This window comes from Lederbergia sp. NSJ-179, from assembly GCF_022867885.1.
GTDB lineage: Bacteria > Bacillota > Bacilli > Bacillales > Bacillaceae_C > Lederbergia.
The window spans coordinates 21536-36080 of sequence record NZ_JALIFP010000040.1 but is presented as its reverse complement, the minus strand read 5'-3'; the positions used below and the strand labels follow the sequence as shown (position 1 = coordinate 36080).

General features: G+C 38.9%; 13 protein-coding genes and 1 tRNA gene. All 14 read left to right on the top strand.

Translation table 11 applies throughout. The features are described 5' to 3' along the window. The first annotated feature begins 343 nt into the window (after positions 1-343). The 14 genes from MUB24_RS19600 (at position 344) to MUB24_RS19535 (ending at position 14359) form a co-directional block, all read left to right on the top strand. The gene (locus tag MUB24_RS19600) at positions 344-967 is read left to right on the top strand and encodes a 50S ribosomal protein L25/general stress protein Ctc (RefSeq protein WP_244707112.1); all 624 of its coding nucleotides are present in this window, start codon (positions 344-346) and stop codon (positions 965-967) included. 181 nt (positions 968-1148) lie between these two features. Then, a complete protein-coding gene (gene pth, locus MUB24_RS19595) occupies positions 1149-1709 on the top strand; it encodes an aminoacyl-tRNA hydrolase (protein WP_244707121.1) in 561 nt (186 codons plus the stop codon). A gap of 67 nt (positions 1710-1776) precedes the next feature. Further along, the gene (gene fin, locus MUB24_RS19590; protein WP_244707110.1) at positions 1777-2007 is read left to right on the top strand and encodes an anti-sigma-F factor Fin; all 231 of its coding nucleotides are present in this window, start codon (positions 1777-1779) and stop codon (positions 2005-2007) included. 190 nt (positions 2008-2197) lie between these two features. Then, positions 2198-5713 (top strand): transcription-repair coupling factor, encoded by a 3516-nt coding sequence (mfd, locus tag MUB24_RS19585; protein WP_244707108.1) that lies wholly within the window; start codon positions 2198-2200, stop codon positions 5711-5713. A gap of 215 nt (positions 5714-5928) precedes the next feature. Beyond that, entirely contained in the window at positions 5929-6465 is a 537-nt protein-coding gene (gene spoVT, locus MUB24_RS19580; RefSeq protein WP_280517078.1) for a stage V sporulation protein T, read from the top strand. Positions 6466-6768: 303 nt separating this feature from the next. Continuing rightward, positions 6769-8490 (top strand): phosphoenolpyruvate--protein phosphotransferase, encoded by a 1722-nt coding sequence (gene ptsP / locus MUB24_RS19575; RefSeq protein WP_244707106.1) that lies wholly within the window; start codon positions 6769-6771, stop codon positions 8488-8490. Positions 8491-8709: 219 nt separating this feature from the next. After that, entirely contained in the window at positions 8710-10296 is a 1587-nt protein-coding gene (locus tag MUB24_RS19570) for a putative polysaccharide biosynthesis protein (protein WP_244707104.1), read from the top strand. 12 nt (positions 10297-10308) lie between these two features. After that, positions 10309-11766 (top strand): bifunctional methyltransferase/pyrophosphohydrolase YabN, encoded by a 1458-nt coding sequence (yabN, locus tag MUB24_RS19565; RefSeq protein ID WP_244707102.1) that lies wholly within the window; start codon positions 10309-10311, stop codon positions 11764-11766. A 46-nt stretch (positions 11767-11812) separates the two neighbouring features. Further along, positions 11813-12085, top strand: a complete 273-nt coding sequence (locus MUB24_RS19560) for an RNA-binding S4 domain-containing protein (RefSeq protein ID WP_244707117.1) — start codon at positions 11813-11815, stop codon at positions 12083-12085. A gap of 101 nt (positions 12086-12186) precedes the next feature. Continuing rightward, on the top strand, positions 12187-12489 hold the full coding sequence (yabP, locus tag MUB24_RS19555; RefSeq protein WP_244707100.1) for a sporulation protein YabP: 303 nt from the start codon (positions 12187-12189) through the stop codon (positions 12487-12489). Continuing rightward, positions 12486-13112 (top strand): spore cortex biosynthesis protein YabQ, encoded by a 627-nt coding sequence (yabQ, locus tag MUB24_RS19550; protein ID WP_244707098.1) that lies wholly within the window; start codon positions 12486-12488, stop codon positions 13110-13112. Before yabP ends, yabQ begins: the two co-directional genes overlap by 4 nt. Positions 13113-13130: 18 nt before the next feature. Further along, entirely contained in the window at positions 13131-13526 is a 396-nt protein-coding gene (locus MUB24_RS19545; protein ID WP_244707096.1) for an FtsB family cell division protein, read from the top strand. Between the two features lie 73 nt (positions 13527-13599). Then, positions 13600-14010: a S1 domain-containing RNA-binding protein gene (locus MUB24_RS19540; RefSeq protein ID WP_244707094.1), complete on the top strand. Its 411-nt coding sequence runs from the start codon at positions 13600-13602 to the stop codon at positions 14008-14010. Between the two features lie 275 nt (positions 14011-14285). Beyond that, positions 14286-14359 (top strand) — tRNA-Met (locus MUB24_RS19535). The last annotated feature ends 186 nt before the right edge of the window (positions 14360-14545 follow it).

The following is a 14545-nucleotide window of genomic DNA, read 5'->3' as shown; positions in this document are numbered from 1 at the left end:
GTGGAGAAATGTATCCAGAGTATTATAAAGGCCTACATGGACAGGAATATAAATTATCGGATTTCCTCTAGTCTGGGTGGATAGAAAAGGACCGGGCGGGGTTTGCCCGGTTTTTCTTATGTTTTTGGGGGATTTGAAAATACATCCAATGAGTTGAAGTTCTTGATACGACTCGAAGTTCTGACCCACAATCCTGCAGGCAGAATTTGTCGTAGGTCTATAGGATTTTATCACCCTGTTCAAATGCCCTTTTCTTTTTTTTTTTTTGAAGTTTAATTTTATTTATGGTAGGGTATAAATAGGATTATAGTAATTTACATAGTTGAGAGAGGTCGTGTGGTTTATGGAAACAGTTCTAACTGCAAATAGACGTGAACACGGACGTCGTTCACAATTAACAGCAATTAGAGGGAGAGGAGATATCCCGGCTGTTGTATACGGTTACCAGGTTAATAATACACCAATCTTTATAAACAGTATCGAATTTATCAAAACGATGCGTGAAGTTGGAAGAAATGGTGTCATAGCATTAGATTTAGATGGAAAAAAGGTAAATGTTATTCTTCATGAATATCAACAAGATCCGATTAAAAATGAGGTTACACATGCTGATTTCCTAGCAGTCGATCTGAAACAGGAAATTGATGCACTTGTACGTGTAGAATTGGTCGGCGAAGCGGAAGGCGCCAAACAAGGTGGCATCACCCAACAAATTTTGTATGAATTAAGTGTGACAGCAACACCTAATAATATTCCTGATGTGTTTGAAATTGATGTAACGGATCAACAAATTGGTGATACCATAACAGTTGGAGATATCAAAAATAAGTATGAAATCACCATTAATCATGAAGATATTGAAACAATCGTAACCGTATCGCCGCCAAGAGAAGAGGAAGAGGAATCTGACGAAGTAGCTCAAACGGAACCAGAAGTCATTGGTGAAGATAAGTCCGCTGAGGAATAAGATAAAGGAACAGATGGAAGCCTTAAACGCTTTCCAGTTTTATTTATAAAGGAGCTAAATTGCGCAGCCATACAAGGCTGCGCCTTAATGCTGTGGAATTCTTTCAATAAAGGTTTCTCTCGTGATTGTTTTTCCTGTATAATAAGAAATGTGTGCAAATTCATATTGGAGTGTATAGATGATGAAATTAATTGCTGGATTGGGAAATCCAGGCCGATCGTATAATCGTACAAGGCATAATATTGGCTTTGAAGTAATAGATACTTTAGCGAAGCGATTCGAAGTTCCTCTAACGAAAACAAAATTTAATGGGTTATATTCCTTACTTCATCGAAATGAGGAAAAGATTATATTTGTAAAGCCTTTGACATATATGAATTTATCAGGAGCCTGTATCCGCCCTATGATGGATTATTTTGAGATAAAGCAAGAGGATTTATTAGTAATTTATGATGATTTGGATTTACCTGTAGGGAAAATTCGGTTGAGGCAAAAAGGAAGTGCTGGTGGCCATAATGGCATAAAATCAATGATTTCTCATTTAGGTACACAAGAGTTTAATCGGATTAGAGTTGGAATTAATCGCCCCCCTGCAGGAATGATGGTTCAGGATTATGTATTAGGAAAATTTCATAAAGAAGAATGGCAACAAATGCAGTCTGTCATTGATACATGTGCCGATGCCTGTGAAACTTGGCTTGAGAAGCCATTTCCTGAAGTTATGAACCAATTTAATGCATAAGCTTGAATAACTCTTTATAAACCTGTTCATACTATATGAACCGATTGTTTTGTAAGGAGGCTCTACTATGCAGGTTCATTATTTTTGTCGTCATTGTGCTGTGAAGGTGGGTACAATTAATGGCAAACTGCTTACAGAGGAAGAATTAGGAATCCATCAATTAAATGAGATTGAAAAACAAGAGATGATCACCTATAGTGGAGATGGAGATATTTATATCCAGACTATTTGTGAAAATTGTCAAAAGGCCCTTGAAAAAAACCCTGATTTGCATCAATATGATTTCTTTATTCATTAAACGCTTTGGAGTGAGATCCAAAGCATTTTTCTGTTAGCAAATTAGGCCAACAGGATGTTGATCAGAACGGCGTTGCGCCAGGAAAGCGCGAATTTAGGCCCACAGGAAGTGGGTCAGAACGGCGTTGCGCCAGGACGGCGCGAATTTAGCCGTTCATCCTTAACAGGATTTTAAGGAAAAGGAGTACGTTATGGAAGCATTATCAAATTTAATTTTACAACAAACCGAAATACAATCCATTTTATCGGGAATAGATGAAAAATTAGAAGAACAGCTTGTTTCAGGGTTATCGGGTTCGGCACGATCTGTTTTTATTGCTGCTACCGCTAATAAGACTGAAAAATCCATTATTGTTGTAACACATAATCTTTTACAAGCACAAAAGATTTATGAAGATCTTCAACAATTGATGGATGAAGAGCGATTATTTCTTTATCCTGCTAATGAATTGATCGCAGCAGAGATTGGAATTGCAAGCCCTGAACTGCGTGCACAAAGAATTGAAACCCTTAATTATATGACATCTGGTCGTCATGGTGTTTTTATTGTGCCTGTTGCAGGTCTTAGGAGAATCTTACCGACTCCAGCAAAATGGAAAGAGCACCTATTGCCTATTGAAGTTGGAAAGGAGATTCATCTAGAAAACGAGATCATGCGATTGGTAGAAATGGGCTATCAACGGACTGATATGGTTAGCGCCCCAGGGGAATTCAGTATGCGTGGTGGAATTATCGATATTTATCCTTTAACAGAAATAGACCCTATTCGGATTGAATTGTTTGATACAGAAGTGGATTCGATTCGAACTTTTTCTTTGGATGATCAAAGATCTAAAGAAAAAAGAGACAAGGTTCTAATCGGACCTGCTACAGAATCCCCTATAGAGAGTGATCAATTAAAGGTGATAGCCACTCGATTGGAATCGGCCTTAGCCCATTCATTGAAAAAATTAAAAAGCCAAGAAGCAAAGGCAAAAATGGCGGAGAAGATTGGCTATGATTTGGAACAATTACGGAATGGACAGAAACCAGAACAATTCTTCAAATATTTATCCTTTGATGATGACCTTACAGCCAGTTTACTAGATTATCTATCTAGTAATGGGTTGCTCATTTTCGACGAGATGAGTCGTATTCAAGAGATGAACGATCGATTGGAAAAGGAAGAGGCAGAATGGTATACGGCTTTACTAGCGCAAGGGGAAATGGTTCATGATATCCCGATTTCACATCCGTTCTCAGACTTAATGGCAAAAAATCGGACATTGCCAAAAATTTATTTATCAATGTTTTTACGGCATATTCCGAATACCAATCCGCAAAATATTTCCAATATATCTTGTAAACTTATGCAAAATTTCCACGGCCAAATGCATTTATTAAAAGGTGAAGTAGAGCGTTGGCGTAAAAATCAATTCTCTGTGATCTTTTTGGCACCGAATAAAGAAAGGGCAGAAAAGATCCACTCTATTTTAGAGGATTATGAGATTGAGGCAGCGCTTGTCAGTGACCCAACTGCACAAATATCAGGCATCCAAATTAGAAAGGGTTCACTCACCACTGGTTTTGAATTGCTAGGCTCAAAAATGGCTGTGATTACAGAAGAAGAGATTTTTAATAAAAAGACACGTAAGGTAAAAAGAAAGCAAAAACTCTCCAATGCCGAACGAATTAAGAGTTATTCCGAACTGCAGGTGGGCGATTATGTTGTTCATGTAAATCATGGGATCGGGAAATATCTTGGAATCGAAACGCTTGTGATTAATGGAGTACACAAGGATTATTTACATTTAAGGTATCAAGGTAGTGACCAATTATATGTGCCTGTTGAACAGATTGATTTGGTTCAAAAATATGTCGCCTCCGAGGGGAAAGAGCCAAAAATCTATAAGTTGGGTGGAAGCGACTGGAAACGTGTTAAAAAGAAAGTAGAAACTTCTGTTAAAGATATTGCCGATGACCTTATTAAGTTGTACGCAGAAAGGGAAGCGTCCAAAGGTTTTGCGTTCTCTCCAGATGGAGATATGCAAAGAGAATTAGAAGCATCTTTTCCTTACCAAGAAACAGAGGATCAGCTACGTTCCATTGCGGAGATAAAACGAGATATGGAGAAAGAAAGACCGATGGATCGACTATTATGTGGAGATGTCGGTTATGGGAAAACAGAAGTGGCCATTCGTGCTGCTTTTAAGGCAATTATGGACGGGAAACAAGTAGCTTTCCTTGTCCCTACCACGATATTAGCTCAACAACATTTTGAAACAGCGAAAGAAAGATTTCAGGATTTTCCGATTCGTATAAGTCTGCTTAGTCGTTTTCGGACGAAAAAGCAGCAGACAGAAACAGCCAAAGGCTTAAAGAATGGAACGATTGATATTGTCATTGGTACACACCGATTGCTATCCAAAGATATTCAATTTGCCGATCTAGGATTATTGATTGTGGATGAAGAACAACGCTTTGGTGTGACCCATAAAGAAAAGTTGAAACAGTTAAAAGCGAATATCGACGTTTTAACATTGACGGCTACGCCGATTCCTAGAACATTGCATATGTCCATGTTAGGAGTACGTGATTTATCTGTCATTGAAACACCGCCGGAAAACCGGTTTCCCATCCAAACCTTTGTAATGGAATATAATGGTTCCCTTGTCAAAGAGTCAATAGAACGTGAACTTGCAAGAGGTGGGCAAGTATATTTCTTATATAATCGTGTTGAGGATATTGAGAGAAAAACAGAAGAAATTTCTTTGCTTGTACCAGAGGCAAGGGTCGCTTATGCGCATGGTCAAATGACGGAGACAGAATTGGAATCTGTGATTCTCAGCTTTCTAGACGGAGAATTTGATGTCTTAGTGACAACAACGATTATTGAAACAGGAGTCGATATTCCGAATGTGAATACATTGATTGTTCATGATGCTGATCGCATGGGGCTCTCCCAACTCTATCAATTAAGGGGAAGAGTCGGCCGCTCGAATCGGGTTGCTTATGCTTATTTCACGTATAGAAGAAATAAGGTGTTGACAGAAGTTGCGGAAAAACGATTACAATCGATCAAGGAATTTACGGAACTTGGTTCAGGCTTTAAAATTGCGATGCGTGATTTATCGATTCGAGGAGCAGGAAATTTATTAGGTGCACAACAGCACGGCTTTATTGATTCTGTTGGGTTTGATTTATATTCGCAAATGTTAAAAGAGGCAATTGATGAGCGTAGAGGGGAAATACAACAGCAAAAACCACCTGCCTTTGAGGTTGAATTGGAATTAGATGCCTATATTCCGGATACCTATATTAAAGATGGGCACCAGAAGATTGAAATGTATAAGCGGTTTAGAAATATAGAAACATTAGAAGAGTTGGAAGAACTTCGTGATGAGATGATTGACCGATTCGGTGATTACCCAGAGCAAGTTGAATTATTGTTGACCGTAGCCGAAATAAAAGTTTATGCCCGAGAGGCAAAACTAGAATCCATTAAACAATCCAAATCAGAGATCACCATCCATATGTCGGAGAGCGGAACAGGTGAAACTGATGGCTCTAAGGTATTCAAAATCTGTAGCCAATTTGGAAGGAAAATTGGGCTTGGAATGGATGGAGCACAATTAAAGATTACCATCCAAATCGGGAAAATGCCTCAAGAAGAGTGGTTGCAGGTTGTAAAAGAAATGATGAAGAAGCTAAAAACGGCAAAAAAATAAGGGAGTTACGATCAGAAATATGGAACGTATGCTTGCCTTACCCAAAAAAATAAGCTAATTCATGTATAGAACTTTTCATCTGAAAGATACTAAATTTACAACCAATGGAAATGAAAGCAAAAAAATTGGAGGCACTCCTTATTTGGCCGAAGTTTTCCATGCATATGGGAGTAATGCTTCTAAAAAATCATCAGATGAAAGTGAGGCAGCTTAAGATGAAAGCAACTGGAATCGTTCGTCGAATTGATGATTTGGGAAGAGTGGTCATCCCAAAAGAAATTCGTAGAACTTTAAGAATTCGTGAGGGGGATCCACTTGAAATTTTCGTGGACAGAGACGGCGAGGTCATTTTGAAAAAATACTCACCTATTAGTGAACTAGGAGATTTCGCAAAAGAATATGCAGAGGCCCTATTTGAAAGCTTGGGCAGCTCTATTTTAATTTGTGACCGTGATGGGGTAATCGCCGTTGCCGGTACTTCTAAGAAGGAATACATGAATAAACATAATGGAGAGATGATTGAAAAATCAATTGCTGATCGTACCTCACGCATCGAAAAAAATGCAGGAAATACAGTACTGGTAGAAGGAAACCAAGAAGAACTGACATCATACGCCATTTCTCCTATTATTGCGAGCGGTGATCCAATTGGAGCAGTCGTTATCTTCTCAAAAGACCGCACCATTGGTGAAATTGAACAAAAATCCGCCGAAACAGCCGCCAGCTTCCTAGCCAGGCAAATGGAATCATAGTAAAAAAAAGCGAAAGCCAAATACAAACTTTGGGTCCTCTCTAGTCAAATTTCTGCCTAGAGAGGACCCTTGTTATGTCGGTTATGTATGGAGTCAATTTATAAGCTAGATACAACGAATGCAGAAAGAGGAGTAACGGATTTAATGAAAATAAAAGTGAAAAATGAATAGAATTTGATTTAGGAATTACTTTAGAATAGAATGAAATGGAGCTCCAATTCGTTAAATGGTTGCTGGTACAGATGTAGAAGAAATCATATCAGGTATGGAAGAAACATTGACAGATGAAAGGCATGGTGCATAATGAGTACTGAGTTAAAAGGGATAGGGGCTTCAGCGGGTATTGCCATAGCCAAAGCCTATCGTTTGGAAGAACCTGAGCTTACGATTGAAAAGAAAGAAATTGCAGACACAGAAGCTGAAAAGCAACGATTTGAGCAAGCAATCCATCAGTCTAAATCAGAGCTTGAAAAAATAAAAGACCATGCAAACCGTGAGTTGGGCGCTGATAAAGCTGAAATTTTTGCCGCTCATTTACTGGTGTTAAGTGATCCGGAAATGCTTAATCCTGTTTTTGATAAGATCGGGACAGAGGGAATTAATGCTGAGGTTGCAATGAAGGAAACGGCTGATATGTTTGTTTCGATGTTTGAATCAATGGATAATGAATATATGAAAGAACGCGCGGCTGATATTCGTGATGTCACAAAACGTGTGATTGCCCACTTACTAGGGGTTCAAATACCGAATCCAAGTCTAATTTCTGAAGAAGTCGTGATTATAGCAGAAGATTTAACTCCTTCTGATACAGCGCAATTAAATCGTCAATTTGTAAAAGGTTTTACAACAGATATTGGCGGTCGTACTTCTCACTCTGCAATTATGGCACGTTCAATGGAAATACCAGCAGTTGTTGGAACAAAACAAGCAACATCCAATATTGAAAATGGTGTAATGGTAATCGTTGATGGCATTGATGGAGATGTTTTGATTGATCCTTCAGATGATGTGATTGCTCAATATAAGGAGAAAAAGGCAAAATACGAAGCCCAAAAAGCGGAGTGGGCAAAACTAGTTCACGAACCAACCGTATCGAAAGATGGCCAGCATGTGGAGCTTGCAGCGAACATCGGCACACCTGATGATGTAAAAGGTGTGTTAGAAAATGGCGGTGAAGCTGTCGGTCTATATCGGACAGAGTTTTTATACATGGGCAGAGATCAACTTCCTACAGAAGACGAGCAATTTGAGGCTTATAAGACCGTTTTGGAAAAAATGGAGGGCAAAACAGTTGTTGTTCGTACGCTAGACATTGGCGGAGACAAAGAACTTTCTTACTTAAATCTTCCGAAAGAGATGAACCCGTTCTTAGGCTTTCGGGCGATTCGTTTATGTTTAGAGGAGCAGGACATATTCCGTACCCAATTACGTGCATTGTTACGTGCAAGCAGCTATGGAAATTTGAAAATTATGTTCCCGATGGTTGCGACTGTTTCTGAATTTAGGGAAGCGAAGGCTATTTTGTTAGAGGAAAAAGAAAAGCTCGTAGCAAAAGGTATCCATGTTTCAAATTCAATTGAAATTGGAATGATGGTTGAGATTCCCTCAACAGCCGTAATGGCGGACCAATTTGCAAAAGAAGTTGACTTCTTTAGTATCGGAACAAATGACTTAATTCAATACACAATGGCAGCCGACCGGATGAATGAGCGTGTATCATACTTGTATCAACCATACAATCCAGCAATTTTACGTCTCATTTCAATGGTTATTGATGCAGCCCATAAAGAAGGGAAATGGGTGGGGATGTGTGGTGAAATGGCAGGAGATACCATTGCGATTCCAATATTAATGGGACTAGGTCTCGATGAGTTCTCAATGAGTGCAACATCCATCCTACCGGCACGTGCACAAATAAAAGGGCTGGAAAAAGAACAAGCAAAAAGTATAAAAGAGACTGTTCTGTCCATGAGCTCTTCAGAAGAAGTGATAGAATTTGTTAAAAAGACATTCCATATTCAATAATTCTCTAAGAAGACAGGTGTAACAATCTGTCTTTTTCTTTGTAACAACCAAGCCGCTCTTCATCCGTTATCAGCGATTTTACACTCCTACTCCAGCTCCTTTTCCATCGTTTTGAAAGCGATTATTTGAAACGCATTTATTAAGTATAGAGGATATAAGTTCAAAACATGTTATAATAATTTTTATTTAGTATTATTCATTGAAAGGCGAGAATGTCGATTGCCGAAACAACCAGCAAATCAATATATGAAGGGAGCCCTGATTTTAACGGTCGCTGCCTTTATTGTAAAAGTTTTAAGTGCGGTATATCGTGTACCGTATCAAAATATCGTCGGAGATATTGGGTTCTATATATACCAGCAAGTGTACCCGATTTATGGAGTGGGAATGATTCTTGCGACATCAGGATTTCCTGTTATTATTTCAAAGTTAGCCGCAGAAGATGGAACGGGAAAGCGAGAGTATTTAGCTCATCGAATGCAAGCCGCTTTCATCACCCTTCTCCTAGTCGGGATGGGTTTATTTAGTTTCTTTTTCTTTGGAGCTAATTTTCTTTCGACTTTAATGGGGGATGAGCAGTTAACGCCTTTAATTCAAATGAGTGCCTTCCTGTTCTTACTTCTCCCGTTTTTCTCTATTGGCCGTGGTTATTTTCAAAGTTTAGGGGAGATGACGCCAACAGCAGCAAGTCAAGTGACAGAACAAACGGTAAGAGTTCTGATTATCATCATGGCGGCGATTGTCTTAACGAATCGAGGCCATTCTCTCTATCATGTTGGGACAGGGGCGATAGCAGGTTCTATTATTGGAGGGGTTGTGGGGGTTGGAATTCTTATCGTCTATATCTTAAAACGAAAAGTTTATACGTTATTTTTTATAAAAGGCCTATCTTGGAAAAAATTTTATAAAACGGCCCAAATTGTTTTGGTCCATGGAGCTATTTTTTGCCTTAGCAGCATGTTGCTTATTTTATTTCAATTTGTGGATTCTTTCACCATCTATACCCTCCTCACTGACTCCGGAGTAGAGGTGGAAAAAGCAAAAGCATTAAAGGGAATTTTTGACCGAGGGCAACCGCTTATTCAGTTAGGAACGGTTGTGGCTTCTTCCTTTTCTCTTACGTTAGTGCCAATTGTAACGGCTGCCTGGATGAAGGATAACGAAACAGCGATTCAAATGAGAACGATCCAAGCGATCAAAATTACCACTGTGATTGCTACGGGCGCCACAATCGGGCTGATTAATATCATACGGCCAACCAATATTATGTTGTTTGCGAATGATCGTGGCTCATCCGTGCTTTCTGTGCTTGCGTTATCCATATTATTTACTTCCTTCATTCTAATTTGTATAGGTATTTTACAAGCGCTAGGCCATGTCTTTGTCATCGGAAAATATCTGTTTATTGGTCTTGGAATAAAAATCATCGGCAATTATATCGGAATTCCCATATTAGGAACAATGGGAGCCGCCCTTTCCACCGTCATAGGGTTAGTGGTGATGGCTGTTTTATTGATTGGTTGCTTACATAAACGAGTCGCGATTTTGCAAACAATAAAAACAATGACACCTTCTATTTGTTTCGCGGCGATTGGTATGACACTGATTTTGCAATTATGGTTCTATTTGTTTTCCTTTTTGGAGATCAATCGTCTGACAAGTTTAGTAAGATCATTATCAGGTGTGGCTCTTGGGGCAGGGGCCTATTTATGGATCATCTTAAAAAGAGGGTTGCTTACAGAGGAAGAGCTTTCCTTTTTTCCTTTCGGCAACAAGCTAAATCGCCTTAATTCCAAAAGAAAGTGAGAATGAAGAGCAATGAATCATACCATCACGATTATCGGGTTAGGTTCTGGAGATTTGGATCAACTGCCATTAGGGATCTATCAATCATTAAAACAGGTTAAACCGTTATTTTTACGAACGAGGGAGCACCCGGTAATATCCCATCTAGTCGAGGAGGGGATCACGTTTGAATCGTTCGACAGCATTTATGAAAAACATGATGATTTCAATTCCGTTTATGAGGAAATCATCCAATATCTATTGCACAAAGCTGAAAAGGAAAATATCACGTATGCTGTTCCAGGCCATCCACTAGTCGCTGAAAAAACCGTTCAGCTTTTACTTGAAGAAGCTCCGAAAAGGAAGATTGAGATCAATATTCTCGGGGGGCAAAGTTTTCTTGACAGTTTATTTACAGCAGTACAGATCGACCCGATGGACGGTTTTCAACTTTTAGATGGGACAGCGTTAAACAGAGATCATATTCAAATCCATCAACATGTGATCATCGCCCAAGTCTATGATGGCTTCACTGCATCTCATGTAAAATTAACGCTACTGGAGAAATATCCGGCTGATTATGAAGTGATACTTGTGACAGCAGCAGGCAGCGGGCATGAACAGGTGCGGAAAATGCCTTTGTATCAGTTGGATCATGGAGTCAAATTAAATAATCTAACAAGCTTGTATGTCCCGCCCGTTTTGGAGCGAGAGCTTGCCTATAAGGAATTCTCTACCCTAAGACAAATTATCGCTGATTTACGTGGTCCGAATGGCTGTCCTTGGGATAAAGAACAGACCCACTCATCTTTAAAAAAATATCTAATCGAAGAAGCCTATGAACTACTGGCGGCGATTGACCATGATGATATTGAGAATATGATCGAAGAGTTAGGAGATGTTTTCCTACAAATCATGCTTCATGCTCAAATCGGGGAAGATGAAGGCATGTTTTCGATAGAGGATGTCTTGGAAAGTATCTCCAGCAAAATGGTTCGTCGTCATCCCCATGTATTTGGTGAAATAGAAGTCCGCAATTCAAAAGAAGTGATCACAAATTGGGAGAAGATCAAAGCGAATGAGAAAAAGGGTGATTCCTCTATCCTTAGAAAAACGGAAAAGGGCTTGCCAGCTTTAATAAAAGCCTATGAATATCAAAAGAGAGCGGCGAAAGTAGGCTTTGATTGGGGTCAGGCAAAAGAAGCCTGGAAAAAAGTTAAGGAGGAAATGCAGGAATTTGATTGGGAGGTAGCGAAAGATAATAAACAAGAGCAAATCAAGGAACTTGGAGACCTATTATTTGCGATAGTGAACGTTTCTAGACTTTTAAACATCCATCCTGAAGAAGCCCTTCAAAGCACCAATGAGAAATTTGCCCGCCGCTTTACCTACATAGAAGGCAAAGTGCGTGAGAGCGGTAAAAGCTTTGGAGAATATACCCTAGAACAACTAGACCGATTTTGGGAGGAAGCAAAGGAAAAAGGATTATAGAATCGTTTAGGTTTGATAAAAAAGGAGAAAGAATGGAATGACTACAATGCGCTTAGATAAATTTTTAAAGGTTTCTCGGCTTATAAAAAGGCGGACATTAGCAAAAGAAGTCGCCGATAAGGGCAGAATTCTGATTAATGGACAACAAGCAAAGGCTGGTTCCAATGTAAAAGTTGGAGACGAATTAGAAATTCATTTTGGACAAAAGCTTGTGACCATAGAGGTGACTGAACTGCAGGAGTCTACGAAAAAAGAAGATGCCGCGAGTATGTATAAGACAATAAAAGAAGAAAAAGTAACAACGGGAAACCAAGAATAAATTTGTGTGAAAGAGTCTACCTCCAAAGAAGGGCTTGTTCTATTTACTCATTTCCCCTCATATGTATGATTATAAAATCAGTACAAAAATGAGGGATGAAAATGAACCAATATCATGAATCTACGGCTAATAAAGGCCCTGCACCTGAGCATGATCTAACTATGAGAGGTAGAAGGCTACTTGATATAACGGGAGTAAAACACGTCGAAAGTTTTGATAATGAGGAATTTCTATTAGAAACGACGATGGGTTATCTATCCATCCATGGACAAAACTTACAAATGAAGAATCTTGACGTTGATCGAGGCATTGTCTCTATTAAAGGAAAAATATATGATCTTGTTTATCTCGATGATCATCATGGAGAGAAGGCTAAAGGATTCTTTGGCAAGTTGTTCCGATGAGTTTATCTACACAATTTTATACCATGCTCGCCATGGTAGGAATGGGCAGCTTTTTTGGTGCATCACTTGACACGTATCAGCGTTTTCTAAAGCGGGGAAGTCGTCACAATATCATTGTATTTTTAAACGATATTTTATTTTGGCTCCTCCACGGCGTCATTATCTTTTATGTGTTATTCCTTGTCAATTTTGGTGAGATTCGGTTTTATCTTGTATTAGCGATCCTTTGCGGCTTTGCGGCTTACCAAGCTTTAATAAAAGGTATCTATCTTCGGATATTAGAAGGAATTATCTCCTTTTTCAAAGCGACATGGTCTTTTATTCAAAAGTTATTTCTTATCCTTATTTACCGCCCCATAAAAGGCATGGTTCTTCTCCTCTTTAGTATCCTGTTAGGAATTGGGCGTATCGTATGGATGCTTGTAAAAGGGATAGGGATCGTGTTATTATGGATAATAAAGATAATCGGGTATCCGTTTACTCTATTAGCAAAAGGTATTCTTATGTTGTTACCTAAATCTTGGGTAACAACAATTCAAAGGTTATTTCATTCTACAAAAAATATCTTGAATAGAATGATACGTTTTGTTCAAGGCATTATTCGGAAATATTTTTCAAAATAAATGTAAGGAGGCCTGGGGATGGGAATGAAAAAGGTTGCGTCATTAGAAACAAATTATATGAAACAACAGGAAGTTACGATGAGGAAGGCGGCAAGAAGAAAAAAGCTTCTTATTCGCAGGCTTACGGTATTCTTTATTCTAGCACTGGCCTTATCTTATTTAGTTATTTCCTCCTTTATCTCTAAAAACTCTATGTTAGAGGCAAAACAAAAAGAAAAAGCTGAATTGGAACAGAAACTTACAAATTTGGAAAAGAAACAAGCAACATTAGAGAATGAAATTGTAAAGCTGAATGATGATGAATACAGAGCAAAGCTTGCGCGGAGAGATTACTTTCTTTCTAAGAAAGGGGAAATCATTTTTAATCTTCCAGAGACAAAAAAGGAAAAAGAAAAGGAAAAAGAGTCATATTGACACTTTTTTTAAAAGTTCGATATAATATAAGGTAAGGTTTATTTTTATACTTTTAAGGAGGATAAATTTTTTTATGTCGATCGAAGTAGGCAGCAAGGTACAAGGCAAGGTCACAGGCATTACTCATTTTGGGGCGTTTGTGGAATTGCCAGGTGGCTCCACGGGACTTGTTCACATCAGTGAAGTAGCTGATAATTATGTAAAGGATATTAAAGATCATTTAACAGTTGGCGACGAAGTCCTAGTGAAGGTTTTAAATGTCGAGAAGGACGGAAAGATTGGCCTGTCGATTCGCAAGGCAAAGGATCAGCCATCGAGTCAATCCCATTCAAACCATCCTCGTCATCAACGGATGAATGAGCGTCCAAAGGAAAGTTTTGAGGCAAAGATGAATCGCTTTTTAAAAGATAGCGAGGATCGTCTGTCTTCATTAAAGCGTAATACAGAATCAAAACGTGGCGGACGTGGTGCAAGGCGCGGTTAACTTGCTGTCTGTATACAAAGAAAAGCGCAAGCGTTCGTTTAGCGACTAAACTTTCAGGGTTTTGTATGGATAATAACCAGAATCGAAAAGTTTGCTTGTCGTTGGGCATTTGACCGAACAGCTTATTTCATCGCTTTTTATCATGAAATAAAGTGACCTTTCTCTTTTCAGTTTTTACTAGGGCAGGGTCATTTTATTTTTATGCAGAAAATAACCATTGACAAGCATTTTGGATGGATGTATTATAAATTTTGTGCCATTGGCATGATAGACAAGGCGGTGTAGCTCAGCCGGCTAGAGCGTACGGTTCATACCCGTGAGGTCGGGGGTTCGATCCCCTCCACCGCTATACCGAGAAAAGCGGAGGCGCCTGATACAAGTTTCTTGTTTTTTTACAAGAGGCTTGTATTTTTTTGTGTTTTATGTAGGAACTTCGTGCAATGTTCTAATCATTTGGGATTTTGCCTCATTTAGTCGAACTTTTCTTTTAAAGAGCTCCTTTGAATTGACAAAGTTTTAGAATAAGCTCCTTTAT

Coding starts and splice junctions, on each gene's coding strand:
- pth (WP_244707121.1), top strand. CDS start 1,149: ATGAAATTAATTGCTGGATTGGGAAATCCAGGCCGATCGTATAATCGT.
- MUB24_RS19600 (WP_244707112.1), top strand. CDS start 344: ATGGAAACAGTTCTAACTGCAAATAGACGTGAACACGGACGTCGTTCA.
- yabP (WP_244707100.1), top strand. CDS start 12,187: ATGAACCAATATCATGAATCTACGGCTAATAAAGGCCCTGCACCTGAG.
- mfd (WP_244707108.1), top strand. CDS start 2,198: ATGGAAGCATTATCAAATTTAATTTTACAACAAACCGAAATACAATCC.
- yabQ (WP_244707098.1), top strand. CDS start 12,486: ATGAGTTTATCTACACAATTTTATACCATGCTCGCCATGGTAGGAATG.
- MUB24_RS19540 (WP_244707094.1), top strand. CDS start 13,600: ATGTCGATCGAAGTAGGCAGCAAGGTACAAGGCAAGGTCACAGGCATT.
- MUB24_RS19560 (WP_244707117.1), top strand. CDS start 11,813: ATGCGCTTAGATAAATTTTTAAAGGTTTCTCGGCTTATAAAAAGGCGG.
- yabN (WP_244707102.1), top strand. CDS start 10,309: ATGAATCATACCATCACGATTATCGGGTTAGGTTCTGGAGATTTGGAT.
- MUB24_RS19545 (WP_244707096.1), top strand. CDS start 13,131: ATGGGAATGAAAAAGGTTGCGTCATTAGAAACAAATTATATGAAACAA.
- fin (WP_244707110.1), top strand. CDS start 1,777: ATGCAGGTTCATTATTTTTGTCGTCATTGTGCTGTGAAGGTGGGTACA.
- spoVT (WP_280517078.1), top strand. CDS start 5,929: ATGAAAGCAACTGGAATCGTTCGTCGAATTGATGATTTGGGAAGAGTG.
- ptsP (WP_244707106.1), top strand. CDS start 6,769: ATGAGTACTGAGTTAAAAGGGATAGGGGCTTCAGCGGGTATTGCCATA.